This is a genomic window from Flavobacterium sp. NRK F7 (assembly GCF_024054195.1).
In the GTDB taxonomy this organism is placed as follows: domain Bacteria; phylum Bacteroidota; class Bacteroidia; order Flavobacteriales; family Flavobacteriaceae; genus Flavobacterium.
Genome location: NZ_JAMXLB010000001.1, coordinates 1 through 25,169, shown reverse-complemented (window position 1 = coordinate 25,169; position 25,169 = coordinate 1). Strand labels below are relative to the sequence as shown.

Below are 25,169 nucleotides of genomic sequence, written 5' to 3'. Positions count from 1 at the left end.
ATGCTTTTTAAAAATTTAAAATCGTTTATAATAAATCAATTAGGTAAAGAGGAGCTTCAAAACGAACAGCTTACCTTTCAAAATACCTTTTCTGAAGTTCTAGGAAAAGAAACCACCCACGAAGAAGGTGTTGTTTTGTCTATTGCTTTGGTACCTCATGTTTATCCTAGTTTTTTTGAAGAAATTATAAAAGAAATATTTCCTCAAGGCGGAGATTTCCCTGAGTTAGGAGGTGTTAAGGCAGAAAATAGCAGGAGTTTTTTCCCCACAGGACAAACCGTTTTGTATTTACTTGCCAAAAACAATATTAATTATCGTTTGCAAATACAGCAACTCTTTTCACCAGAGCATTGGTTTTATAAAGAGAATGTATTAAGTGTTGAAGAAATGAAGGAAGGTGATCCAATTATGGACGGAAGGTTACTTTTGTCTAAAGAGATGGTTCATTTACTTTGTTATGGAGAAACAATCAAACCTAAATTCGGTGCTAATTTCCCTGCTAAAGAAGTAACGACTTTAATGAGATGGGATGATTTGATTGTCAATGAAACGGTACTTTCTCAAATTAACCAAATTAAACTTTGGATCAAACACCAAAAAACGCTTTTAGAAGAATGGAACATGAAAAAGCAAGTACTTCCAGGCTATCGAACTTTGTTTTATGGGCCTTCGGGTACTGGAAAAACACTTACAGCTACATTACTAGGATTAGAATTTAATAGGCCAGTATATCGCATCGATTTATCGCAGGTGGTTTCCAAATTTATTGGAGAAACAGAGCAAAATTTGGAAAAGATATTCAATCAGGCGGAACATAAAAATTGGATTTTATTGTTTGATGAAGCCGATGCTCTTTTTGGAAAGCGCACCAGTACCAAATCTTCAAATGACAGGTATGCCAATCAGGAGGTCAGTTATCTTTTACAACGGGTAGAAAATTTTAACGGATTGGTTATTTTAACTTCAAATTTTAAAAACAACATAGACGATGCCTTTTTAAGACGGTTTAATTCCATTATTAAGTTTTCTAAACCAAACACAGAGGAAAGGTTTAAATTGTGGCAAAATGCGAAACCTAAAAACATACAGATTGATGAGGAGTTATTGTATCAATTAGCATCTAACTATGAGTTAACCGGTGCTCAAATTGTTTCTGCGGTCATGCATGCTTCTTTGTTAGCAATTGAACAAAGTCAAAAGTTTTTGTCAAAAGATAATTTACTATTGGGGATCAAAGAAGAATTTAACAAAGAAGAACGGCAATTTGCGACATTGCAATAAGTATATAATAAAAAAAGAGTACCATTTCTGATACTCTTTTTGCTCCTTCCGATAACTATCGGAACTTGGGCTCGAACCAACCCCGATAGCTATCGGGGCTCTGATTAACAGTCAGTATATTTTTCTAATAGTTTGAGAATAATTTCAGGATATTGTAAAAGGTTTTGAATGTATGTTTTACTTTTCATATTTTTAATATGCTTTTCAATCGAAAGTGCTTGTTTTTTATTGGTACAATCGATTTTTAGGAATAGAATCCAATCTGTAGCATTATAGGTGAATTTTCTTGTATCAGCATTTTTATGAAATTCTAAACGCAAATCAAAATCTGAAGTATAACCGATGTAATATCGATTTAGTTTTTTAGAATAAAGAATGTAAACAATATTCATATTATTAAATCATATAATAAAAAAAAGAGTATCATTTCTGATACTCTTTTTGCTCCCCCTCTTGGGCTCGAACCAAGGACCCTCTGATTAACAGTCAGATGCTCTAACCAACTGAGCTAAGGAGGAAGGTGTTACACCGTTTTTGCGAGTGCAAATATAGAACACAATTTTATATTTGCAAACATTTTTTTCATTTTTTTTTAATTTTTATTGAAGAAAATTTCGCTTATCCAAATATAAATATCTTTACCAAAAGTTAAAGCCATCAAAGTCAGTAAGATAATCATTCCAGCAGTCTGAACATAGCCCATTGCTTTATCGCTTAAAGTTTTTCCAGTAATCATTTCTGCAATGGTAAAAAGAGCATGCCCACCATCTAATCCTGGAATAGGTAATAAATTCATAAAGGCTAAACCTATAGAAAATAATGCGGTAAAATTCCAAATAAATTCCCAATTCCAAGAATCTGGTAAACGTCTTGCAATACCAATTGGACTTTGTACTTGTGTATAGGCTCCTGTTTTAGGTCTAGCAATTAATTTTAAACTTTGGACATTATATTTAAATAAAGACCAAGATTGCTTTACAGCTTCAGGAAATGCAGCTGCAAAGCCTAATTTTTCAACAACTGTAAACTTTTCTTCTTCTTTATCATCTAAACCAATACCTAGTTTTCCTGTTTTATCTAACTTAATAGGTAGCGTTACTTCTTCTCCTTTACGTAAAACAGTTAGACTAATTTCTTTTTCTTTATTTTCAGATAAAATTTTATTCAATGCTTTATTTGTCTCTACAGCAGTATTGTTCACACGAATAATTTTGTCGTTAAACTGTAAGCCTTGTTCTTCTCCAATTGAATTTTCAGCAAAACCACTAATGATACTGTTTTTTAAATTATAATTATAGGCTAAGCCATAATTATTGAAATTTGTTAAGCTAGTATCTACTGCTGTTGTAACAAGAATTTCATTGTTGTTTCTGTTCAAAACAAGAGTGATAGAATCTGCTTTTAAATTTTTCATGGTATCTACAAACTCATCTACATATGTAAATCGCTTTTCATTGACACCTACAATTTCATCATATTTTTCGAATGTATTCTTTTTTCCTTTGAACGAATCCATAAAATAGCGATTCATTTCAGAACGTGCATGAACAAAACCTCTACCTTCTTTTTTTATAATTTCTCCTTTTTGTTCGTCAGATAATAATAATTCCACTTTTTCACCTTGACGATCAATTTCAATTTTGTCTCCAAAAAGAACACCCATGGTCATGAATTTAAAATCATCATAAAATTTGCCATCAATAGCAACGATTTTATCTCCGTTTTTAAAGCCAACATTTTGGCCTACTTCACCAAACGATAAGCCGTTTTTTTGCAGTTCTTCCGTTGAAATTACTTTTTTACCAACAGTTGTATACATAATGGTAAAAATGAACCAGGCTAATAAAATATTAACAATAATACCACCTAACATTATAATTAATCGTTGCCAAGCAGGTTTAGATCGAAACTCCCATGGTTGTGCTTCTTGTTTCATTTGTTCTGTGTCCATGCTTTCATCTATCATTCCTGAAAGCTTTACGTAACCACCTAGAGGTAACCAACCAATTCCCCATTCAGTTTCCCCAATTTTTTTCTTAATTAAAGCAAATCCTGCATCCATAAACAGATAGAATTTTTCTACCTTAACCTTAAACATTTTTGCCGTTATATAATGACCAAATTCATGAAGAATAACTAATACTGAAAGTATAAATAGAATTTGAGCTAATTGAATCATGTGTTTTTTAATTTTTTTTAATGAAAAAGCAAAAGTAAGGTTTTCACCTTACTTTTTATCATTATTTTTTTATGAGATTATTTTTTTATAAAATTTTTATGAATTACACCTTCAGAGGTATTTATTTTTACAAAATGAATTCCAGTAGCAAAACCTTCAGTAGAAAATTCTGGAGTATAATTTGTTAAAACCAACTGACCTAAAGCATTGTAACATTCTACTTTTTCAATTGTTATTGAATTTGGAATTTGGATTTTGATATTATGGTCAGTAGGATTAGGGTATAACGTAATGGTTTCTGCTAATTCGAATTTTTCATTTGCTAGAGTAGCGGTACTGTTTCTAGAAATAATGTGTTTATTTGGGTCAAACAAAACATCAGTTACTGTAAAAGGCACTGAAACAATAAATTCTTCTCCATTCGTTTGATGATTAATCACCACATCATGGGTTTGACCAGAACCTCCCAATAATCTAATTTCTAGTGGCATTTCAAAATAGGAAACACTTGCGTCTGATTGGGTTTGCGAAACGGTAATTTTAGCTTGTCCTACACCCCAATTTTGTGCAGAAATAGTATAGGTTGGGTAACCTTGCCCATACAGCCAATCGTTAAAAAATTCATCTAAACTACTACCATAAACAGTTTCTAAATGTGATTTTAAATCTGTAGTTATGGCATATTTGTAAGCTAAATTGCTATCTGCTAAATAATTTTTAATAGCTTGAAAAAAAGCAGTATCCCCCATTTTCCAACGCAACATATGAACCACCATAGCTCCTTTATTATAGGTTAATCGACCACTAAAAATGCGATTCACATTCAATGCTTCTGTATCTGTCAAATATACAGCACCATTTGTAGCAGAGGTAATACTGTTTATTTTATTGTTCTTCCAAGATACAAAGGAAGCTACTCCATCTAAATTTTCAACTACTAAACCCGATAAATATTCTGCAAAACCTTCATTTAACCAAATGTCTTTCCATGTGCCGCAAGTAATTTTATCTCCAAACCATTGGTGTGCTAATTCATGCGCGATTAAATTTCTGCCAAAACTATTCATAAAGGAAACGGTTGTGTGTTCCATACCTCCACCCCAACCAAATTGAGCATGCCCATATTTTTCATTATGGAAAGGGTATGGCTCGAATAAGGTTTCAAAAACGTTCATTACTGGTAAGGTTACCGCTAATTGCGTTTGAGCAGAGGAAAAGTTCTCTGGATAAATGTAATTCACAATAGGAAAATCATTTGGAGGTGTTCCTGCAGTTTGAGTGAATATTTGGTAATTTGTTACGGCAATAGCGACTAAATAAGCTGGAATGGGATAGCCGTGATGAAAATGAGTCGTTTTAGTTCCATTTCCATTATCTATTGCACTTTGCTCTAATCCATTGGATACACTTACATAACTATTTGGTGCTGTAAGATATACATCAATACTTTCGATTTTGTCATTTAAATCTTGTTTACAAGGCCACCAATCTCTTGCTCCAAAAGGTTCGGAAAGAGTGTAAATTACTGGCGTGCCATTATGTGTCGAAGCGGTAAAAGCCTGTTCTCCAGTTGCAGGAGCACCAGAGTAAGTAATTACTACAGTTCCAGTGTTTCCTGTGGTTAATATTGAAGGTAAAGTAATTACCACTTCATTATTTGCATTTTGAATAAAACTCAAATTGTTACTATTCATGGTTACATTACTCACTGTTAATTGATTGGTTAAATCAAAAGTTATGGAAGTCATATCAGATAAGGCGGTAAAACTAGTAGTAACTTGGCCAGAAATAAAGTAAACCGCAGGATCTACAGTAAATCGTAATTCTTGATAAGTGACATCATAGTTTTGTGTATTCGGATTGATTCTAACTTGTTGTAAAGATGCAGCTGATTTCATTTCAGATTCAACCATTCTATTAAATTCTTCAGTGTCATTTTGAGAATAACTTATCCAAGAAAATAATATAAATAAGTATGCAATTTTTTTCATGTTATGTAAAACGTTAATTGAGGTTTGTTTTTTGTTGTAAATGTAGAAAATTAATCCTAAAAAGAGAAACTTTGTGTAGGTGTAACACAATGATTTAGTGTAATGTCATTATCAAAATCATCGTTTATTTTTTCTTCTGGATCAAAAAATGAAACACCTATTTTGATAACCTCATTTTTGCAAGAACTCAAAAAACGATCGTAAAACCCTTTTCCATAACCTACTCGATTACCTTTTTTATCATAAGCTAACAGAGGAATAAATACCACATCAATTTTTGATACAGGAACTTCTAATCCATCTACAGGTTCCGGAATATGATACTCGTTTTTTTTAATTTTAGTAGCGTCAGTAAGTAAATAATGTGTCATAGATACGGTTTCAAAATGAGATTTTGAAAGCACTACTTCTTTGTCTTTACCGGCTAAAATTTGTAAAATATATTCGGTATTAACTTCTTTTTGTTCTTCAATAGGTAAAAAAAGATGGTAATAAGTATGTTGCCAAATATCTAGTTTTAATAATTGGTTGGCTATAGCTAAACTTTTTTCTTCCAATTCATTTTCAGAAAATTGCTGCCTTAAAGCTTTGTATTTTATTCGTAATTCTTTTTTATTCATTTTCTAATTGAGTTGAAATATGGAAAATAGCATCACCTTGATAAACGATAGCCCCATCATTAGCATTAATAATGTAACCACTATTAGGAGCTTTTACTTTATGTTCTACTTTACCAAATGGATCTGAAATAGTGGCTAAAACATCTCCTTTGGTTACATAGCTTCCTGTTTTGGTTAAACCAATAAATAGACCAGAATATTGCGCTCTTATCCAATTGGACTTTTCTATAAAAAGTGTTGGATCTACTGTGAAATCTGCATCTTTTTTTGGGTTGAGCATGTCTAGATGAAATAAGAAGCGTTTGGCTCCATCGATTCCTTCTTGCGTAATTTCCGTATTTAAATCCAATGATTTTCCGCCTTCAAAAAGGAGCATTTTTACACCTAATCTAGTGCAAACGCTTCGAAATGAACCCGATATATTCTTTGAATACAATGTAAAAGGTGCTTTGAAGACTTTCGCCAGTTCTTTAAGTTCTGGATTATTTTGTACAATCCTAATTTGTGGTGCATTAAAGCGACTGGCACCTCCAGCATGAAAATCTACTGCATAATCAAGTAAGGGAACAATTTCTTTTACTAAAAAATGGGCAAATCTACTGGCTAAAGAACCCGTTTTACTACCTGGAAAAACCCGATTTAAATCGCGTCCGTCTGGAAATTGCCTGCTTTGATTCACAAATCCAAAAATGTTAATAATTGGAATGCAAATAATAGTTCCACATTTTGGTTTATTGATTTTACGTCGAATAATTTGTCGGACAATTTCAGTTCCATTAATTTCATCACCATGCAATCCAGCACTAAATAAAACTACTGGGCCATCAATTTTTGAACGTTCTATAATAATAGGAACTTTAAGTTTGGTCATGGTATGTAGTTTGGCAATTTCCACTTCTACTATTTTACTTTCTCCTGGCAAAATACGTTCTCCCAATAAATAGATAGCTCTGTCTTTCATCGTTTTGTATTAAGGTGCTAAAAGTAAAAAATCTATTTAAAAAAATTATAACTCTCTACTATTAAATAAAATCTGACAATTTTAGTAACTTTGTTTACCGATTATTTTATAACCTCATTTTACTTAAATTGTATCCATGCAATCGTCTCTAGAACTTCAAATACAAACACTACCAGATAATCCAGGAGTGTATCAATATTTTGATAAAGATGATAAGATTTTATATGTTGGTAAAGCCAAAAATTTAAAAAAAAGAGTTTCTAGTTATTTTACAAAAAGCCATGATAATTATAAAACCAGTGTTTTAGTAAAAAAAATTGTTTCGATAAGACATATTGTAGTAGCTTCAGAATCAGATGCGTTGTTACTGGAGAACAATCTCATAAAAAAATTGCAACCTAGATATAATATTCTTTTAAAAGATGATAAAAGTTATCCTTGGATTTGTATTAAAAACGAACCTTTCTCTAGAATTTTTCCCACTAGAAGAATGGTAAAAGATGGCTCAGAATATTATGGGCCGTATACCAATTTTAAAATAGTGAATACGATTTTAGATATGATAAAAGAATTGTATCCGCTACGAACGTGTACATACGACTTGTCACCTTCGAATATTCAATCAGGTAAATATAAACTATGTCTAGAATATCACATTGGAAACTGCAAAGGCCCTTGTGAAGGATTGGAAACACTAGAGGATTATCAAAAACAAGTAGAAGCCATTCGTCAAATTTTAAAAGGTAATTTTAAAGACAGTTTAAAAGATTTTAAAAAGCAAATGATTCAATTTGCTGAAAATATGCAGTTTGAAGCCGCTCAAAAAATAAAAGAAAAAATTGAAGTTTTAGAAAGCTATCAGGCAAAATCAACGGTTTTAAATCCGAAACTTTCCAATATAGATGTGTTTTCCATTGTTTCTGATGAGACCATGGCCTATGTAAACTTTCTTCAAATTTCTTATGGAGCAATTGTGCGTTCTCATACCATGGAAATCAAAAAGAAATTGGAAGAAACAGATGAAGAATTGTTAGAACTGGCGGTTGTAGAATTAAGAGAGCGTTTTAAATTAAAATCAAAAGAAATTATTTTGCCATTTCCTTTAGCATTAGGAGAAAATTTAAAAGTTACAGTTCCGCAACTGGGTGATAAAAGACAGGTTTTAGATTTGTCGCTTCGCAATGCTAAATATTATAGAATGGATCAGTTGAAACAAATAAAAATTGTGGACCCTGATAGACACACCAATAGAATCATGGCACAAATGCAAAAGGATTTGCGTCTTTCAGTCGAACCAAGACATATAGAATGTTTTGATAACTCGAATATACAAGGGACAAACCCTGTAGCAGCTTGTGTAGTTTTTAAAGATGGTAAACCTAGTAAAAAAGAGTATCGTCATTTTAATATAAAAACAGTTGAAGGGCCAGATGATTTTGCTTCTATGGAAGAAGTGGTTTATAGAAGGTACAAACGGTTACTAGATGAGAACGAATCGTTACCTCAATTAATTATTATAGATGGTGGAAAAGGCCAACTATCATCCGCGTTAAAAAGTATAGATGCTTTAGGATTGAGAGGTAAAATCGCTATTATTGGAATTGCCAAAAGATTAGAAGAATTATTTTATCCAGGAGATTCGGTACCCTTGTATTTAGATAAAAAATCAGAAACCTTAAAAGTAATTCAATTTTTAAGGAATGAAGCGCATCGTTTTGGAATTACACATCACCGTGATAAAAGAAGTAAAGCTGCCTTAACAAATAGCTTAGAATCTATTCCTGGAATTGGAGAAAAAACGATGATTACGTTATTGAAACATTTCAAAAGTGTTAAAAGATTGCAAAATGCAACAGAAAAGGAAATTTCAGAGGTAGTTGGTGTTTCAAAAGCCAAAAAAATTACCGACTTTTACAAGGAAAATAAATTCAATTAAACTTATTTTGAAGGCTAACCTCCATGAAAATCGAATTTTAAAAATTGTGAAAGAAACTTTCTCAAAAAAAATCATTTTCTATAGTGTGTTCTTTTTAATTTATTTTCTTTTTTCTTTTCAAATCCAAGCCCAAAATAATTCGCAAAAGCCTAAAATAGGATTGGTGCTTAGTGGTGGAGGCGCAAAAGGGTTGGCGCATATTGGTGTTTTAAAAGTAATTGATTCTCTAGGCATAAAAATTGATTACATTGGTGGAACCAGTATGGGTGCCATTATAGGCGGATTATATGCTTCAGGATATTCTGGAGAAGAATTGGATTCTTTATTTAGAGAAGTGGATACAGATGCTTTGCTTCAAGATTACACGCCTAGAGAATCTAAAACTTTTTACGAAAAACGAAATGATGAAATTTATGCTTTTTCGTTACCTTTTAATAATTTTAGATTAGAATTACCCAAAGCTTTATCCAAAGGCTTGTATAATTATCATTTGATTTCTAGGTTAACCAAACACGTTTCTTACATCACTGATTTTGATAAATTACCGATTCCTTTTCTGTGTATTGCAACAGATGTTGAAACAGGACAAGAAGTAGTATTGGAAAAGGGAACTTTACCCAAAGCTTTATTAGCCAGTGGCGCTATACCAACATTATACAATCCTATTCAAATTGATGGAAAAATGTTAATAGATGGAGGTGTCGTTAATAATTATCCAGTAGAAGAATTATTAAAAAGAGGTGCCGATATTATTATAGGTGTGGATGTACAGGATGGTTTGAAAAAATTAACAGATATTAAAGGAGCAACTGGGGTTTTATCTCAAGTAACCAATTTTTCTATGATTGAAAAAATGGATAAAAAAAGAGAATTAACTACAATTTATATCAAACCAAATATTAAAGGATATACTGTTGTTTCTTTTGAAAAAGGAGGTGAAATTGTAGAAAAAGGAGAAAAAGAAGCACGTCATCATTTGAGAGAATTGGTTCCTTTACAAACTCAGTATAAAAGACCAGCTATACAAAAAGAAGCCTCCAAATTACTTTACATCACTGATTTGGAAATTAACAATTTGGATAAATTTACTAGAGCTTATGTAGTTGGTAAATTAAAATTCAACAGCAACTCAAGAGTAGAATATAAAACGGTTGAAAAAGGAATTAACAACTTAAATGCAACTCAAAATTTTGAATCTATCTTCTATTATTTCAAAAAAAATCATGTTGGAGAGAAACTCGTAATTGACGTAGCAGAAACAAAAAAAAATACGTTTTTAAAATTTGGCTTACATTATGATGGGCTTTTAAAGAGTGCCTTATTGTTAAATGTTACACGAAAAAATTTACTTATTAAAAACGATGTTTTTTCATTAGATGTGGGATTAGGCGATAACTTTAGATACAACTTAAATTATTATGTTGATAATGGATTTTATTTGAGTTATGGATTTGCTTCCAAATACGTAGGGTTAAATCGTAATCTGGAAAACGACTTTTCTGGGAATAATATATTAAGCAGTTCGGGATTAAACTCTCTTAATATAGATTTTTCCGATTTTTCAAATCAAGCTTATGTTCAAACTATTTTTGCTCAAAAATTTTCATTGGGAGTAGGTGTTGAATTAAAACATTTGAAAATCGAGTCACAAACGGTTATTGAGAATGTAGATCCAGTGATAGATGATAGTGACTATTTTTCTTTATTTGGATTTTTAAAATACGACTCTTTTGATAATAAATATTTCCCTAAAAAAGGATGGTATTTTGTGGGTGATTTAAAGCCTATTTTGTATTCCTCTGATCGAGCAAATAATTTTGAAAAATTCACCATCGCAAAAGCAGATGGCGCAATTGCGTTCACCTTACATAAAAAATTCACATTTAAACTACAATCTGAAGGAGGATTTTCAATTGGTGAAAATCGAGTACCTTATTTGGATTTTGCTTTAGGAGGTTATGGCTTTACCCAAATTAACAACTTAAGACCTTTTTTAGGATATGATTTTGTAGCTTTAAGCGGAAATAGTTATGTAAAAGGAAGTGTAGTTTTGGATTATGAAGTTTTTAGAAAAAACCACCTTAATTTTACTGCAAATTATGCTAACATTGGTAACAATATTTTTGATGATGGAACTTGGATTAAAAAACCAATGTATAGTGGATATGGATTTGGATATGGTTTGGAAACATTAATTGGTCCAGTTGAAATTAAACATTCTTGGTCTCCAGAAACAAGAGATCATCATACTTGGTTTAGTATAGGTTTTACGTTTTAAATTTTTTTCCGATATTTGTATATATGAAACAATGGGACAACTTATTAATCCATTTAAAATTCCTCATCAAGAGAAATCCTGAATGAGTTCTATTAATGTGCCAATTGGTCAAAATATCTGTTTTTAATAGATGTTGACACGTTAACGAATTGTTGAATTAACACATTAAAAAAATGCCAATATATCATAAACTTGGATCCATTCCTCCAAAAAGACATACTCAGTTTCGTAAGGAAAATGGAGATTTATATTACGAACAACTATTTGGTACAATAGGTTTTGACGGAATGTCTACCAATATGTATCATGAACATCGACCTACACAGGTTAAAGAAATTAAACAACAGTATAGTGTAGCTCCTAAAATTGCCAAAGCAAATAATATTCAATCCTATCGATTAAGAGGATTTCAAGTGACACCTCAAGACGATTATTTAGAGAGTAGGAAAATCGTTTTAACCAATTCTGATTGTCATATTGTTTTAGCTGCGCCTAAAAAATCAACTAATGATTATTTTTATAAAAATACCGATTCCGATGAAGTGCTTTTTATTCATAGAGGATCAGGTAAATTAAGGACCTTATTAGGAAATTTAGATTTTAAATATGGAGATTATTTAGTTATTCCTAGAGGAATGATTTATAAAATTGATTTCGATACGGAAGACAATCGTCTTTTTATTGTAGAATCAAGAAGACCTATATATACTCCTAAAAGATATAGAAACTGGTTTGGTCAATTATTAGAACATGCTCCTTTTTGTGAAAGAGACATTCGTAGGCCAGAAGAATTAGAAACCCATGATGAAAAAGGAGATTTTGTAATTAAAGTTAAAAAGAAAGACGAAATTTTCGAAATGATTTATGCGACACATCCATTTGATGTAGTAGGCTATGATGGTTATAATTATCCCTACGCATTTTCAATTCATGATTTTGAACCTATAACGGGCAGAATTCATCAACCACCTCCAGTGCATCAAACTTTCGAAACGGATGCGTTTGTAATCTGTTCTTTTGTACCAAGACTTTATGATTATCATCCTTTGGCAGTACCTGCTCCCTACAATCATAGTAATATTGATAGTGATGAGGTATTATATTATGTGGATGGTGATTTTATGAGTCGTAATGATATTGAAGCGGGTCACATTTCTTTGCATCCTGCTGGAATTCCACATGGGCCACATCCAGGAGCTGTCGAAAGAAGTATAGGAAAAACAGAAACACAAGAATTAGCCGTAATGGTGGATACTTTCAAACCATTAATGGTTACGGAAGAAGCTATGAAAATAGCTGACGAAAAATACTACCAATCTTGGTTAGAATAAACTATGAATTATAATAAATTATCTAGTGATCCTATTGCATTAATTTTAGCTATTATATCTTTAGTTCTAGGGGTTTTAGGTTGTTGTTGCTATGGTATACTTGCTTTTATACCCTTACTATTAAGTATAATTGGATTAGTTCTTGCGAATAATAGTTTAAAAGAATATTATCAAAATCAGGAAGCTTTTTCGATACAAAGTAAGAATAACGTAGATTTAGCTAAAATTTTAAATATTGTTTCAATAGTTATAAATGGAATCATTTTTTTATTTGGAATTATAGTTTTACTTATTTATGGAACTATTATTTCAAGTAGTGTTTTAAATGGGATACGACAAAAAGATAATTTTGAAAAGTTAGAGTACCAATTGGATTCACTAGAGACCCCTTATGAATTTCAAGAAGAAAGTAATACTAAAATAGACACAACACAAATAAAATAAAAGTAAAGATCATGTCAAAAGAAATAAAATCAGTAAACTACGGTTTAGAAAAAATATTTGAAGGAGCACAAGACTTCCTTCCATTGTTAGGTACAGATTATGTAGAATTTTATGTGGGCAATGCAAAACAAGCCGCTCATTTTTATAAAACTGCTTTTGGTTTTCAATCTTTAGCGTATGCAGGTTTAGAAACTGGAGTAAAAGACAAAGCTTCCTATGTGTTAAAACAAGACAAGATTCGTTTGGTCTTAACTACTGCATTAAACAGTAATTCACCTATCGGAGAACACGTGAAAAAGCATGGTGATGGAGTAAAAGTTATTGCGCTTTGGGTAGAAGATGCTCGTAAATCATACGAAGAAACAACAAGTCGTGGGGCAAAATCTTATTTTGAGCCTATGGTTGAAAGTGATGAAAATGGAGAAGTAGTTCGTGCAGGGATCTACGGAGCTTATGGAGAAACGGTCTTCGTTTTTGTAGAGCGCAAAAATTATAATGGAATTTTTATGCCAGGTTATAAAGAATGGAAGTCAGATTATAATCCAGAACCTGTGGGATTAAAATTTATTGATCACATGGTAGGTAATACCGGATGGAATAGAATGAACGAAGCTGTGAAATGGTTTGAAGATGTGATGGGATTTGTAAATTTTCTTTCGTTTGATGATAAACAGATTACTACCGAATATTCTGCCTTAATGTCGAAAGTTATGAGTAATGGAAACGGAAGAATTAAATTTCCAATCAATGAGCCTGCAAATGGTAAAAAACGGTCACAGATTGAAGAATATTTAGATTTTTATGAAGATGAAGGAGTACAACATATTGCCGTTGCTACTGACGACATTCTAAAAACGGTTTCAAGTATGCGTGCTAGAGGAGTAGAGTTTTTAAGTACACCTCCACAAGCTTACTATGATGCAATACCTGAAAGATTAAAAGATCATATGGCAAATTTTAAAGAAGATATTTCTGAGTTGCAAAAATTAGGTATTATGATTGATGCTGATGAAGAAGGGTATTTATTGCAAATTTTTACGAAGCCCGTTGAAGATAGACCTACCCTGTTTTTCGAAATTATTCAACGAATGGGTGCAAAAGGGTTTGGAGCGGGTAACTTTAAAGCCTTATTTGAGTCGATTGAAAGAGAACAAGCATTGCGAGGTACGTTATAAAATGTGAATTTTTTTTAATATTATTAAAAAATACTATTAAATGATAACAATAATTCTGTTAAAAGAGTTAAAGTTGATATTTTGATAAATAATCTTCAAAAAACTATATACATTTGCACTCGCAAAAAAGGAGATAGATTCTATGTCCAATTTTGTTAGTAAGTTTTCATAATTTATAGTTTTTGGTTGGTTAATAGCATAAAAACTCAGTCATTAATTTTGACTGGGTTTTTTTGTTTCTTATTTTTGGAACAGAAATTGCACTCTTTTCTAAAAAAATAAAATTATGAAAAAAATTATAATACTACTTCTAGTTTTTATTTCCACAAATTCATTTGTTCAAAAAGAGGATGCATTTACCACTGGAGAGTGGTTCAAGCTTCGTATTCATTATGGTGTAGTAAATGCTGGTTATGCTACTCTAGAAATTAAAGAAGCTGTTCGTGATAATCATAAGGTACATCATGTGCAAGGAAAAGGATGGACCACTGGTATGACAAAACTCTTTTTTGAAGTAAAAGATGATTACCAAAGTTTTTTTGACAAAGAAACAGGTAAACCTTATCAATTTTTAAGAAAAATTGATGAAGGAGGTTATACTAAATATCAAGAAGGGTTCTTCAATCAAGATAATAATACGGTTCGAGTTAAAGATTATAAAAACAATACAGAAAACACGTATTCCGTTCCAGAAAACGTGCAAGACATCGTGTCATCATTTTATTATTTACGAAATCATCCAAAAATTGATAATTTAAACGAAGGGGAATCTATTACGATAGATATGTTTTTTGATAATGAAACTACAAAGTTTAAGTTAAAATATATTGGTAAAGAAGATATAAAAACTAAATTTGGAAAAATTTCTTGTAAAGTTTTCAGACCTTACGTTCAAGCAGGAAGAGTTTTTAAAGAAGAAGAAAGTTTAACTGTTTGGATTTCAGATGATGACAACAAAATTCCAGTGCGAATTAAAGCGAGTTTAGCGGTTGGGTCATTGAAGGCTGATTTAGATGCTTTTAAAGGATTAAAACACTCTTTTAAAGTAAAAGTTGACTAATGGAAGTAACACCAGAATTACAGCATCAATTAAATAGAATTGACGAAAAGTACAAAGCAATTAATCAAAATACAGAAACTCATCTTGAAGGCCTTTTATGGTCTAAACCAATAACGTATTGGGATTACATTCAAACCGATGCGCTTTTAAATTTGCAAATCCAAAGAACCACTTTACCTGACGAAATGGTTTTTATCATGTACCATCAAGTAAATGAATTGTTATTTAAAATGATACTTTGGGAGATAGACCAATTATCGCATACAATAAGGCCTACAAGCGATTATTTTACTGAAAAACTAGGTAGAATAAGTCGCTATTTTGATATGTTAACCACCTCTTTCACAATAATGACAGACGGAATGGAACCTGCACAGTACTTAAAATTTAGAAACACTTTAACACCTGCTAGTGGCTTTCAAAGTGCTCAATACCGATTAATAGAATTTGCAACCACAGATTTAATTAATTTAATAGACAATCGTTTTAGGGCTACTATAGATAGAAATACACCTTATGAACACGCCTTTGAGCATTTATATTGGCAAGCAGCGGGTAAAGATTACACAACTGGTGAAAAAACATATCTCATAAAAGAGTTCGAAAGAAAATATAAAAAAGTATTTTTAGATTTTATGGAAGAATACAATACCATTAATCTTTGGAGAAAATACAAGCAATTACCTCAAGAAGATCAAGATAATAAAGCATTGATTGAAGCCATGCGTCATTTAGATAGAACAATAAACATTACTTGGGTTATGGGTCATTTTAATGCGGCTAAAAAATATATTGAAAGTGTACCTGGAAATCATGAAGCAACAGGTGGAAGTGATTGGAAAAAATACATGTTACCTAAATATCAAAAACGAATTTTTTTTCCTGAATTATGGTCAGATGATGAAATAGCAAACTGGGGTGAAAATGTTTAAAATTAAAAAAACTGATATATTGAGATACTTAGCACTATTACTACTGATAACCACTATTGTCGCTTGTGACAAAAAAGAAGAGAAAAAAGAAGTACCTAAAAAAGTTGAAAAAAAAGAGCCCATTATAAAAGAATATGGTTTTATTTTCAATAATTATAAAGTGGTTAGAGATACCATAAAATCAGGAGATAATTTAGGACTTATCTTTGATAAATATAAATTACCAGATAGCTTACGCACTTTTGATGTAGTAGAGAAAGTAAAAGATTCTTTCAATCCTAGAATGATTAAGATTGGGAAACCGTATCTTTTATTTTTAGATAAAAATAAACCCAACGAGTTACAAGCATTAGTCTATGTGAAAAATCCAATTGAGTATGCTGTAATTGATTTTAGAGATTCTATTCATGTGAGTAATAAAAGAAAAGCAACTTCTTTAAAAAGAAGGACTATTGCTGCAGAAATTGAAGGATCTTTTTCTGAAACTCTAGCGAATGCAGGAGCCAGTCCCGCACTAGCCTCAAGATTGGCAAAAGTATATGAATATTCTATCGATTTCTTTAAAATTCAAAAAGGAGATAAATTTTGTGCTACTATATATGAACGCTTTATTGAAGATTCTATATATGCAGGAGTTGAAAGCGTAGAGTCAACTTATTTTCAACATAGAGGGAAAGTGTTTTATGCGTTTCCTTATAAATTAAACCCAGAACAAAATTTGCCAGACTATTATGATGAAAATGGAAATGGACTAAAAAGTATGTTTTTAAAAGCGCCTTTAGATTATTTTAGAATCTCTTCTCGTTTTTCTGGAAGACGTTTTCATCCTGTGCAAAAAAGATGGAAAGCGCATAACGGTACTGATTATGCAGCTGCAACTGGAACTCCAATTAAAACGACAGCTTCGGGAGTTGTAGAAAGAGCAGGGTATACATCTGGTAACGGGAATTATGTGAAAGTGCGTCATAATGGTACCTATTCTACTCAGTATTTACATATGTCTAAAATTTTAGTTAAAAAAGGCCAATATGTTACGCAAGGTCAAGTAATAGGAAAAGTTGGTAGTACAGGTTTAGCTACAGGTCCACACGTGTGTTATCGTTTTTGGAAAAATGGGGTACAAGTAGATCCTTTACGATTGCAATTACCAAGTGCTGAACCTATGAAAAAAGAAGCAAAAGAACAATATTTAAAATACATTGAACCCTTGAAAAAAGAGTTGGATAGTGTAATGACCACTAAATTTAAAGAATAATGACTTTAGAAACAATTAATCCGTCTGGAACAGTTGCTTGGCAAAAATTAAGAGCTCATTTTGAAAAAATGGAATATGTTTCCATGAAAGAAATGTTTGCAAATGACAAGCAAAGAGCTGAGAAATTTACTATCGAATGGCACGATTTTCTCGTTGATTTTTCTAAAAATAAAATTACAGAAGAAACGATTAATTTATTGGTCGAATTAGCAAATGAAGTAGGATTAAAAAATGCTATTGAAGCTTATTTTTCTGGTGAAGCTATTAATCAAACTGAAAACCGTGCAGTCTTGCATACCGCTTTACGAGCAAAAGAAAATGATGTTGTTTTGGTTGATGGAATCAATGTAATGCCAGAAGTATATCAGGTTAAAAAAGACATTCAAAAATTTACTTCAGAAATTATCGATGGTACAAGAAAAGGATATACCAACAAAACGTTTACCGATGTCGTAAACATTGGAATTGGAGGTTCAGACTTAGGACCAGCCATGGTTGTTGAAGCCTTACAATATTATAAGAATCATTTAAATGTTCATTTTGTTTCTAATGTAGATGGAGATCATGTACATGAGATTATTAAGAAATTAAATACTGAAACAACACTTTTTGTTATTGTTTCAAAAACATTTACCACACAAGAGACCCTTTCTAATGCAGAAACAATTCGGGCTTGGTTTTTAAATCATGCAAAACAAGAAGACGTTGCGAAACATTTTGTGGCAGTTTCTACGAATATTAAAAATGTAACACAATTTGGAATTGCTGAAGAAAATATTTTTCCTATGTGGGACTGGGTTGGAGGACGTTTTTCTCTTTGGAGTGCTGTTGGTTTAACCATTAGTTTGGCTGTTGGTTTTAATCATTTTAATCAGTTGTTAGAAGGGGCTAATAAAATGGATACTCATTTTAAAGAAACTCCTTTTGACAAAAATATACCTGTTGTACTCGCTTTATTAAGTATTTGGTACAATAATTTTTTTGGTGCTGAAACAGAAGCTTTAATACCTTACACACAATATTTGCAAAAACTAGCTCCTTATTTGCAACAAGGTATCATGGAAAGTAATGGTAAAAGTATCGCTCGCGATGGTAATCCTGTAAATTACCAAACTGGAACAATTATTTGGGGAGAACCTGGAACTAACTCTCAACACGCTTTCTTTCAGTTAATTCATCAAGGAACTAAGTTAATTCCAACCGATTTTATTGGATTTAAAAAAGCACTATATGGAAACAAAGATCATCATGACAAATTAATGTCTAATTTCTTTGCGCAAACCGAAGCTTTGCTAATGGGAAAAACAGAAAAACAAGTACAAGCTGAATTTGAAAAGGCAGGTATTACAGGTGAAAAAGCAACTTTCTTATTGCCTTTTAAAGTTTTTGATGGCGATAAACCAACAAATACCTTGTTAATTGAAAAACTAACACCGGAAACTTTAGGTTCATTAGTTGCGCTTTACGAACATAAAATATTTGTACAAGGTATTATTTGGAATATTTTTAGTTATGACCAATGGGGTGTTGAGCTTGGAAAACAATTAGCGAATTCTATTCTATCAGAAATACATACTAGTGAAATTAAAAATCATGATAGCTCTACCAGTTTTTTACTAAAGAATTATTTAAAATAAAAAAGAAGTATTTAACTAATAAAAATCAACCACAATTTATGGTTGATTTTTTTTTTAAGTTTTCTTTAACTTTTTTAAAAAAAGCTAGTCAGGCATACTAAAAAAAGTATCTTTGCAAAAATTTTTTAAGCCATGATTTTTAGGGTTTTAGTTTTCTTTTTGTTAGGTTTTTCATTTCTTCATGCAAATGAAAATCATCCATTTTCTGATTCCTTAAGTCAGAAAAAAATGACAATTTCTAAATTTTCAAAACTGGATGCTAAAATTGCATTTAAAAAAGCCTTTCAAAAAACAGAAAATAATTTTTTAAAACCCGAATATGTCTCTTTTGATGTAACAGATTCTACTAACGTTATTAAACAATTTGCAGAAGAGTTATTTACAGAAGGGAATATCAAGTTTGTAGAGACTTTAACTGGTTTTGAAGAAGTTCAATTACCTATAGGTTTGTCAGGCTATACTAGCGATGCTTTTAGAGCTGAAATGGCTGTTGTAAAGGTAAAGGTCACTCCTGCTTTTTTAGAATTAACAGCATTTGCAAGAATTGAAACAAAATACCCTGGTGTTCACCTTTATTTTGCTGCTGATAAACTTAAATTATCACATGATGGTGGCGTGATAGGAGATTGGAAACTGTACTTATTGGGTAATCAAACCTTACCACAATTTGGAGGAAAAATGTTGCTAAGTATAATTGGAGGGGATTTCAATAGAACAACTGGAGACGTTAATAGTAAGTCTTTTGTAGAATTTGATTGTGACGGGTTTAAATCTTTTTCATTTGATATGGACGTTCGATTAGCTAGATCTTTAGTAGTACCAGTAGATAATGCTGGGAATAGAATAGAATACGATAAAGATTTAAATGATGACGGAATAAGAGCAATCGATAATCCTAATTATGTTGGAGCCAATATAAAAATGTCTGCTACAGGCTGGAGCGATATGTTGCTTCAATTAAATTTACCCAATTTTGAAATTAATGATCTGAAAGGTTGGACTTTTAATTTTGAAGAGGTAGTTTTCGATATGAGTGATACAAAAAATTCAAGTTCTATAGTTTTTCCAGAAGTGTATACAGTTAACCAACTTTTCCCTGGTGGTGATGTCAATGCTTGGCGTGGTTTTTATGCAAAAAATATAAATGTAACATTACCAGAACAATTTAAAGATAATTCTAAAAATGAAAGAACAAAATTTGAATCTACAGATTTGTTAATCGATAATTTTGGTGTTTCGGGTAAATTTACAGGATATAATGTGTTAAATAAAGGAAGTGCAACAGGCTGGCAATTCACTGTAGATACTGTAAGTGTAAATTTAGTTGCAAATCGTCTTACAGCTGCTAAGTTATCAGGAAGTATTAAACCAGCTGCTACTGGGTCTTATTTGAATTATACGGGTACCTTTAATAAAGATTTATATCGTTTGATTGTCAAAGTTGATAGTACGGATTGTAGAATGTTCAAGGGAAAGATGGTTTTTATGGAAAACTCTTGGATAAAAATGGAGTTAGATAATAACACCAAACAATTTAGAGGAGATGCTTATTTAAATGGTTGGTTGTCATTAAGTGGAGATGTTGGAGATGATCCTCTTGTGGCTCAATCACAAAATAATCAGACACAAGTATCTCAGACAGATAACTTTTATCAATTTAATGGAATTATTTTTCAAAATTTACGATTAAAATCTTACGAACAGCCCTACATCCAAGCTTCTTATTTTGGTTATCCAGGTGAAGCTAAATTTGGTAATTTTCCTGTTAGTTTTGAAAATATTCATTTGGTTACACCTGATTCTCAAACCGTAGGAATTGGGCTGAAGATAAAAGTAAACCTAATGGAAAATTCAGGTATTTATGCTGATACTGAAGTAAAAGTATTGGGTAAGTTTGAACAAAATGAAGGTTTTCAAAGTTATAAATTTGATCGAGTTGATGTAGAGTCAATTACAATAGATATAGAAAAAAGCTCGTTCCATTTATACGGTCAAATAAATATTTTTAAAAACGACTCTATTTATGGTAAAGGATTTGGAGGAGAACTTGATATCAATTTAAAAGAATTGAAAATAGAAGGTAAAGCAAAAGCTATTTTTGCCAAAAAAGATTTTAGATTTTGGTTTGCTGATTTTCAAATTAATAATACTTCTACAGCGAATAATAAATTTGGAATAGAAAGAATAGAAGGTGGACTTTCCTACAAAATGAAACGTTCGGATGGGAATATGGTTTGGACTTATGAAACTTCTAAATATTTACCTAATGAAGAATATGGTTTAGGATTAAGAGCAGGAGCTAAAATTAAATTTGGAAGTACTACTTCTTTTAAAGCTAAGGCATTTATAGAGTTAGAATACAATCAATATGGCGGATTAAATAGGTTGTATTTCCTTGGTGAGGGCGCTATGATGTCAGGAGATGGAGAGGTTCAAGGAGGCTTAAGTGAAACGTGGGCTACTTATGACTCTATTTTTGAAGGAGATGAAGCTACTCAAATGCAAAATTATTTGGGTCAAGGTAACTTACTACAAATTGCGAAAACAGGTCATCCAATGTCTGAAGTAGCAAAAGATGGAAAAATAGGAGTTTATGTAAGTATTGAAAAAGATTTTTTAAATAATTCGTTTGATGGACTTTTTGAATTGTATTTGAAACTTCAAGGATTAAAAGGAGCTGGAGCGAATAATAAGTTTGGAATGGTTCATATGTATTCTAGTCCTGCAAAATCCTATTTACATGTGGGAACTCCAATTGATAAACTGGGTGCTATTTTTAAAATAGGAGTTTATGATGTAAATGTTCAAGGATACTTTATGACTGGAGATGTTTTACCTAATCAAACGCCTCCACATCCTAGAGTAATTCAAATTTTAGGTCCGGATATTTTAAATGACAATAGAGATTTAAGTTTGCTCAACGATGGTAGAGGTTTTGCCTTAGGTCTTAATTTTTCTGTTCAGTTTGGGAAAGATGCAGGATTCTTTTATGCATTCCTAGAAGCAGGAGGTGGATTTGATATTATGCACCGAAAATTAACAGGTGTTTCTTGTGTTGGAATGAACGGACCAATAGGAAATGATGGTTGGTATTCAATGGGACAAGTTTATGCTTATATTTATGGAGAAGTAGGAATTAGAGTGCGTATTTTAGGAAAAACAAAAAAATTCTCAATTTTGGAAGCAGGTGTTGCAGCCATGCTGAGAGGTGAATTTCCAAATCCAACTCATTTACAAGGTTACTTAGGAGTTAGATATAAAGTTTTAGGAGGATTAGTAAGAGGAAGTTTACGATTTAAATTTGAAGTTGGTGAAAAATGTGAATTTATTGGCATGTCTAATCCTTTAGGGATTTCCGTAATTTCAGAAGTAAGCCCAGATAACGAAAATGGAGTTGATGTGTTTAAAAAGCCACAAGTTGCTTTCAATTATGCAATGCTAACCCCTTTTACGGCAGAAGATTTAAATGGAGTAACCAAAACAGTTCGTATTAACGTACAAAAATATGAGCTGAAACAAAATGGACAAACTATACCTGGTACTTTAGAATGGTTAGACGACAATACTAAAGTCAATTTTATTTCAGATGATATTTTACCACCAAACACTACAATCGAAGCAACGGTGGAAGTGGGGTTAGAACAGAAAAATGGTGCTACTTGGGGAATTTTAACTGGTGGTGATGGTTCTGGTAAAGAAATTAAAACATTTTCTTTTACCACTGGAAACGCTCCAGAATATATTCCAATGGAAAACATTGCTTACACTTATCCTGTAGCAAATACAAATAATTTTTATCCTGAAGAACATAAAAATGTTTACATTAAACTTAAACAAGGCCAAGATTATTTGTTTGATGGGACTATTGAAAATTGGGATATAAAAGGAGAAATTAAACAAGGAGATGTATTAAAAACAAATAGTACATTAACCTATGATACCCATCTAAATAAAATCACTTTTCCATACGATAATATTTCAGTAAGTACTAATAATCATTTACAAATTATGGCTTATCCAGAAGGGAATAGTCCACAAAATAGCACATCAAATGGAAATACAGATGGTTCAATTGTAGATTCATCAACTTCGGCTAATGATACAACGGAGATAAATGAAGTAACTGTTACCAATAATTCAGCTGAAGCTGAAAATAATGAATCGAGTATTAAAACTATATTAGAATTTGATTTTACTTCGAGTCAATACCCAACATTTATTAGTAAAATAAATGATATTCAAAAAACAGGTGATCTTTTAGAAATAATTTATGCAGATGTTCATGCTCTATATTTCAAAACCGCGCCATATGAGATATTTAATGCATCTGAACTATTTGGTTCTCAGTATACAGATAGTAAACCTTTGATAAAAGTAGAAGCTATTTTAGACGACACCTATTATACAAATGCTATTTATCCTTTGGTTTACCAAAATTATCCTCTAGATGGCAACATCAGTATCTTGACTAGAAATGTTAACGAATTGGGATTGCCAGCTATTCGTGCGATAGATATTCCTGTATATTACCAAACTTATTTGGAGATGAACCCAAACTCCTCTCTAGTGAATCAAAGATTGCCTTTTAGATATAACTTACCTTTAACTTATAAAGGTGATTATTTGAATTTGAGATATCAAGTGGTGAATAGGTATATGAACACACCAATTAACTGGCAAAAATATGAACAGTTTAAATATATTATAGATAGTACTTTTCCAATAATGCCAATTGGATCATATAAGTTTAAATTAATCTATTCTTTAAATAATGAAGAATTTAGAAGTGAAAGTGAAAAAGTATTTAATAGAAACTATTAATGAAAAATGATGAATAAAAGCTTATTATTTACAGCAAATAGAATACTTCTTGCATTATTTTTTGCATTGACCAGTTTTTTAGTAAATGGGCAAACATATATTGTAAAAACAAATGTATCTTCTTCGCAAAGTAGAAGTACGGTTTATGATTATTATTTTAGATCTAATAGTACAAATATAACACCTATAACATCTGTAACAGCTAATTATTATTATCTTATTTTTAATCAAAAGCCTACACAATTTTATTATTATGAATATAATCCAGAGAACTATGGTTGTAGTGGGCCATGTGGAGAAGAGTGGACAGCTGGTTTAAATGCAATTTTTAGTAGTAATTCATGTGATCCATTAATTGAAGGTTTTTATTATGGATATGATGGTCCATTCAATTCCGAAGTCCCATTTGTTTCTTTAATTTCCAATCAAGTTTTAGTACCACCAACAGCAACGACAGATACTTTTTGTGATTTTGTGACATTAAAAGCAGAAGGATGTACGGGTACACAGCGTTTTTTTTGGCATTATAGTACCAATGGGAGTACATATGTTAATACAAATATAAGCACAGGTTTTAATGAAGATTTTGTTTTTGATAAAGCAACTTATTTACCAGCTAATTATTCTGGTAATATTTATTTTAAGGTATTAATTGATTCGGATAGTTCTATAACGGGCGATAATATTTTTTCGAACATTGTTTCCTATAATGTTAGACCCTGTTCTCCCCAAATAGTGGGTTCACCAGTATTGGTTCAAAATGTATGTAGTGATAGTAATCATGCTACGGCTACATTTACTTTTGACCGACCTTTGAATTCTGGGGAATATTTTAGTATGACCTTATTGCAAGAGACTACTCCAGGTAATTTTTCTTTTTTTAATAGTGAGCCGATTTATGCGGCTGATTTTACGAATCAACAGTATACTGCAATTAATTTAGAACCGGGTGTTTATTTGTTGCGTTATCAAACACTCTTTACGTCAAATAATTTGGCTTCCTCACAACCTGAAGACAGTGATCCTTTTACTATTACAGCCCCTGCTCCAGTAACCTTTAGTACAACTCAAGTGAATGTGCTTTGTAAAAATGAGCCTACAGGTAGTATAACGGTTACGGCTTTAGGCGGTAGTGGTTCTTATTTGTATAGTAAAGACAATGGAACTACTTGGCAAACTACAAATTTATTTTCAGGTTTAGCAGCAGCAAGCTATGATATTCTTGTAAAAGACAGTAATGATTGTTTGGCACCCGATGGTTCCCAAAC

At 31.6% G+C, this 25,169-nt stretch carries 17 protein-coding genes and 1 tRNA gene; 12 read left to right on the top strand and 6 right to left on the bottom strand.

Annotation, left to right across the window (positions count from 1 at the left end; translation table 11 throughout):
• A complete protein-coding gene (locus tag NHF47_RS00090; RefSeq protein WP_252763003.1) occupies nucleotides 1-1,281 on the top strand; it encodes an ATP-binding protein in 1,281 nt (426 codons plus the stop codon).
• Between the two features lie 104 nt (nucleotides 1,282-1,385).
• Here the strand turns inward: NHF47_RS00090 and NHF47_RS00085 are convergent, their stop codons facing one another.
• From NHF47_RS00085 to NHF47_RS00060, 6 genes are all read right to left on the bottom strand, one after another.
• Complete coding sequence (locus NHF47_RS00085; RefSeq protein ID WP_252763002.1) at nucleotides 1,386-1,673, bottom strand: GIY-YIG nuclease family protein; 288 nt, start codon at nucleotides 1,671-1,673, stop codon at nucleotides 1,386-1,388.
• 52 nt (nucleotides 1,674-1,725) lie between these two features.
• Nucleotides 1,726-1,799 (bottom strand) — tRNA-Asn (locus tag NHF47_RS00080).
• Nucleotides 1,800-1,873: 74 nt separating this feature from the next.
• The gene (locus tag NHF47_RS00075; RefSeq protein ID WP_252763001.1) at nucleotides 1,874-3,460 is read right to left on the bottom strand and encodes a site-2 protease family protein; all 1,587 of its coding nucleotides are present in this window, start codon (nucleotides 3,458-3,460) and stop codon (nucleotides 1,874-1,876) included.
• A 77-nt stretch (nucleotides 3,461-3,537) separates the two neighbouring features.
• The gene (locus NHF47_RS00070; protein ID WP_252763000.1) at nucleotides 3,538-5,451 is read right to left on the bottom strand and encodes a M1 family aminopeptidase; all 1,914 of its coding nucleotides are present in this window, start codon (nucleotides 5,449-5,451) and stop codon (nucleotides 3,538-3,540) included.
• Between the two features lie 56 nt (nucleotides 5,452-5,507).
• Nucleotides 5,508-6,071, bottom strand: coding sequence for a 5-formyltetrahydrofolate cyclo-ligase (locus NHF47_RS00065; protein WP_252762999.1), 564 nt, complete (start codon nucleotides 6,069-6,071; stop codon nucleotides 5,508-5,510).
• The gene (locus NHF47_RS00060) at nucleotides 6,064-7,032 is read right to left on the bottom strand and encodes a succinylglutamate desuccinylase/aspartoacylase family protein (RefSeq protein ID WP_252762998.1); all 969 of its coding nucleotides are present in this window, start codon (nucleotides 7,030-7,032) and stop codon (nucleotides 6,064-6,066) included. The genes NHF47_RS00065 and NHF47_RS00060 overlap by 8 nt, the downstream gene beginning before the upstream one ends.
• A 136-nt stretch (nucleotides 7,033-7,168) precedes the next feature.
• Here NHF47_RS00060 and uvrC point away from each other — a divergent pair, with 136 nt between their 5' ends.
• The 11 genes from uvrC to NHF47_RS00005 form a co-directional block, all read left to right on the top strand.
• On the top strand, nucleotides 7,169-8,968 hold the full coding sequence (gene uvrC / locus NHF47_RS00055; protein WP_252762997.1) for an excinuclease ABC subunit UvrC: 1,800 nt from the start codon (nucleotides 7,169-7,171) through the stop codon (nucleotides 8,966-8,968).
• Nucleotides 8,969-9,014: 46 nt separating this feature from the next.
• A complete protein-coding gene (locus tag NHF47_RS00050; RefSeq protein WP_252762996.1) occupies nucleotides 9,015-11,246 on the top strand; it encodes a patatin-like phospholipase family protein in 2,232 nt (743 codons plus the stop codon).
• A 173-nt stretch (nucleotides 11,247-11,419) separates the two neighbouring features.
• Nucleotides 11,420-12,577: a homogentisate 1,2-dioxygenase gene (locus NHF47_RS00045; protein WP_252762995.1), complete on the top strand. Its 1,158-nt coding sequence runs from the start codon at nucleotides 11,420-11,422 to the stop codon at nucleotides 12,575-12,577.
• Between the two features lie 3 nt (nucleotides 12,578-12,580).
• On the top strand, nucleotides 12,581-13,021 hold the full coding sequence (locus NHF47_RS00040) for a CCC motif membrane protein (RefSeq protein WP_252762994.1): 441 nt from the start codon (nucleotides 12,581-12,583) through the stop codon (nucleotides 13,019-13,021).
• Between the two features lie 11 nt (nucleotides 13,022-13,032).
• Nucleotides 13,033-14,196 carry a 4-hydroxyphenylpyruvate dioxygenase gene (gene hppD, locus NHF47_RS00035; RefSeq protein WP_252762993.1) on the top strand — a complete coding sequence of 388 codons (1,164 nt, stop codon included), beginning with the start codon at nucleotides 13,033-13,035 and terminating at the stop codon, nucleotides 14,194-14,196.
• Nucleotides 14,197-14,482: 286 nt separating this feature from the next.
• Entirely contained in the window at nucleotides 14,483-15,256 is a 774-nt protein-coding gene (locus tag NHF47_RS00030) for a DUF3108 domain-containing protein (protein ID WP_252762992.1), read from the top strand.
• A complete protein-coding gene (locus tag NHF47_RS00025) occupies nucleotides 15,256-16,188 on the top strand; it encodes a tryptophan 2,3-dioxygenase family protein (protein ID WP_252762991.1) in 933 nt (310 codons plus the stop codon). The genes NHF47_RS00030 and NHF47_RS00025 overlap by 1 nt, the downstream gene beginning before the upstream one ends.
• A gap of 16 nt (nucleotides 16,189-16,204) precedes the next feature.
• On the top strand, nucleotides 16,205-17,443 hold the full coding sequence (locus NHF47_RS00020; RefSeq protein ID WP_252766041.1) for a peptidoglycan DD-metalloendopeptidase family protein: 1,239 nt from the start codon (nucleotides 16,205-16,207) through the stop codon (nucleotides 17,441-17,443).
• On the top strand, nucleotides 17,443-19,080 hold the full coding sequence (gene pgi / locus NHF47_RS00015; protein ID WP_252762990.1) for a glucose-6-phosphate isomerase: 1,638 nt from the start codon (nucleotides 17,443-17,445) through the stop codon (nucleotides 19,078-19,080). The genes NHF47_RS00020 and pgi overlap by 1 nt, the downstream gene beginning before the upstream one ends.
• A 132-nt stretch (nucleotides 19,081-19,212) precedes the next feature.
• Entirely contained in the window at nucleotides 19,213-23,901 is a 4,689-nt protein-coding gene (locus NHF47_RS00010; protein ID WP_252762989.1) for a hypothetical protein, read from the top strand.
• A 6-nt stretch (nucleotides 23,902-23,907) separates the two neighbouring features.
• A partial coding sequence (locus NHF47_RS00005; RefSeq protein ID WP_252762988.1) for a SprB repeat-containing protein occupies nucleotides 23,908-25,169 on the top strand: 1,262 nt, incomplete at its 3' end.

Bases quoted from the DNA above. Each gene is read 5' to 3' on its own strand.
- NHF47_RS00045 (WP_252762995.1), top strand. From the start codon at position 11,420: ATGCCAATATATCATAAACTTGGATCCATTCCTCCAAAAAGACATACT.
- NHF47_RS00060 (WP_252762998.1), bottom strand. From the start codon at position 7,032: ATGAAAGACAGAGCTATCTATTTATTGGGAGAACGTATTTTGCCAGGA.
- NHF47_RS00030 (WP_252762992.1), top strand. From the start codon at position 14,483: ATGAAAAAAATTATAATACTACTTCTAGTTTTTATTTCCACAAATTCA.
- NHF47_RS00070 (WP_252763000.1), bottom strand. From the start codon at position 5,451: ATGAAAAAAATTGCATACTTATTTATATTATTTTCTTGGATAAGTTAT.
- NHF47_RS00065 (WP_252762999.1), bottom strand. From the start codon at position 6,071: ATGAATAAAAAAGAATTACGAATAAAATACAAAGCTTTAAGGCAGCAA.
- NHF47_RS00075 (WP_252763001.1), bottom strand. From the start codon at position 3,460: ATGATTCAATTAGCTCAAATTCTATTTATACTTTCAGTATTAGTTATT.
- pgi (WP_252762990.1), top strand. From the start codon at position 17,443: ATGACTTTAGAAACAATTAATCCGTCTGGAACAGTTGCTTGGCAAAAA.
- NHF47_RS00010 (WP_252762989.1), top strand. From the start codon at position 19,213: ATGATTTTTAGGGTTTTAGTTTTCTTTTTGTTAGGTTTTTCATTTCTT.
- NHF47_RS00040 (WP_252762994.1), top strand. From the start codon at position 12,581: ATGAATTATAATAAATTATCTAGTGATCCTATTGCATTAATTTTAGCT.
- NHF47_RS00090 (WP_252763003.1), top strand. From the start codon at position 1: ATGCTTTTTAAAAATTTAAAATCGTTTATAATAAATCAATTAGGTAAA.
- NHF47_RS00085 (WP_252763002.1), bottom strand. From the start codon at position 1,673: ATGAATATTGTTTACATTCTTTATTCTAAAAAACTAAATCGATATTAC.
- hppD (WP_252762993.1), top strand. From the start codon at position 13,033: ATGTCAAAAGAAATAAAATCAGTAAACTACGGTTTAGAAAAAATATTT.
- uvrC (WP_252762997.1), top strand. From the start codon at position 7,169: ATGCAATCGTCTCTAGAACTTCAAATACAAACACTACCAGATAATCCA.
- NHF47_RS00025 (WP_252762991.1), top strand. From the start codon at position 15,256: ATGGAAGTAACACCAGAATTACAGCATCAATTAAATAGAATTGACGAA.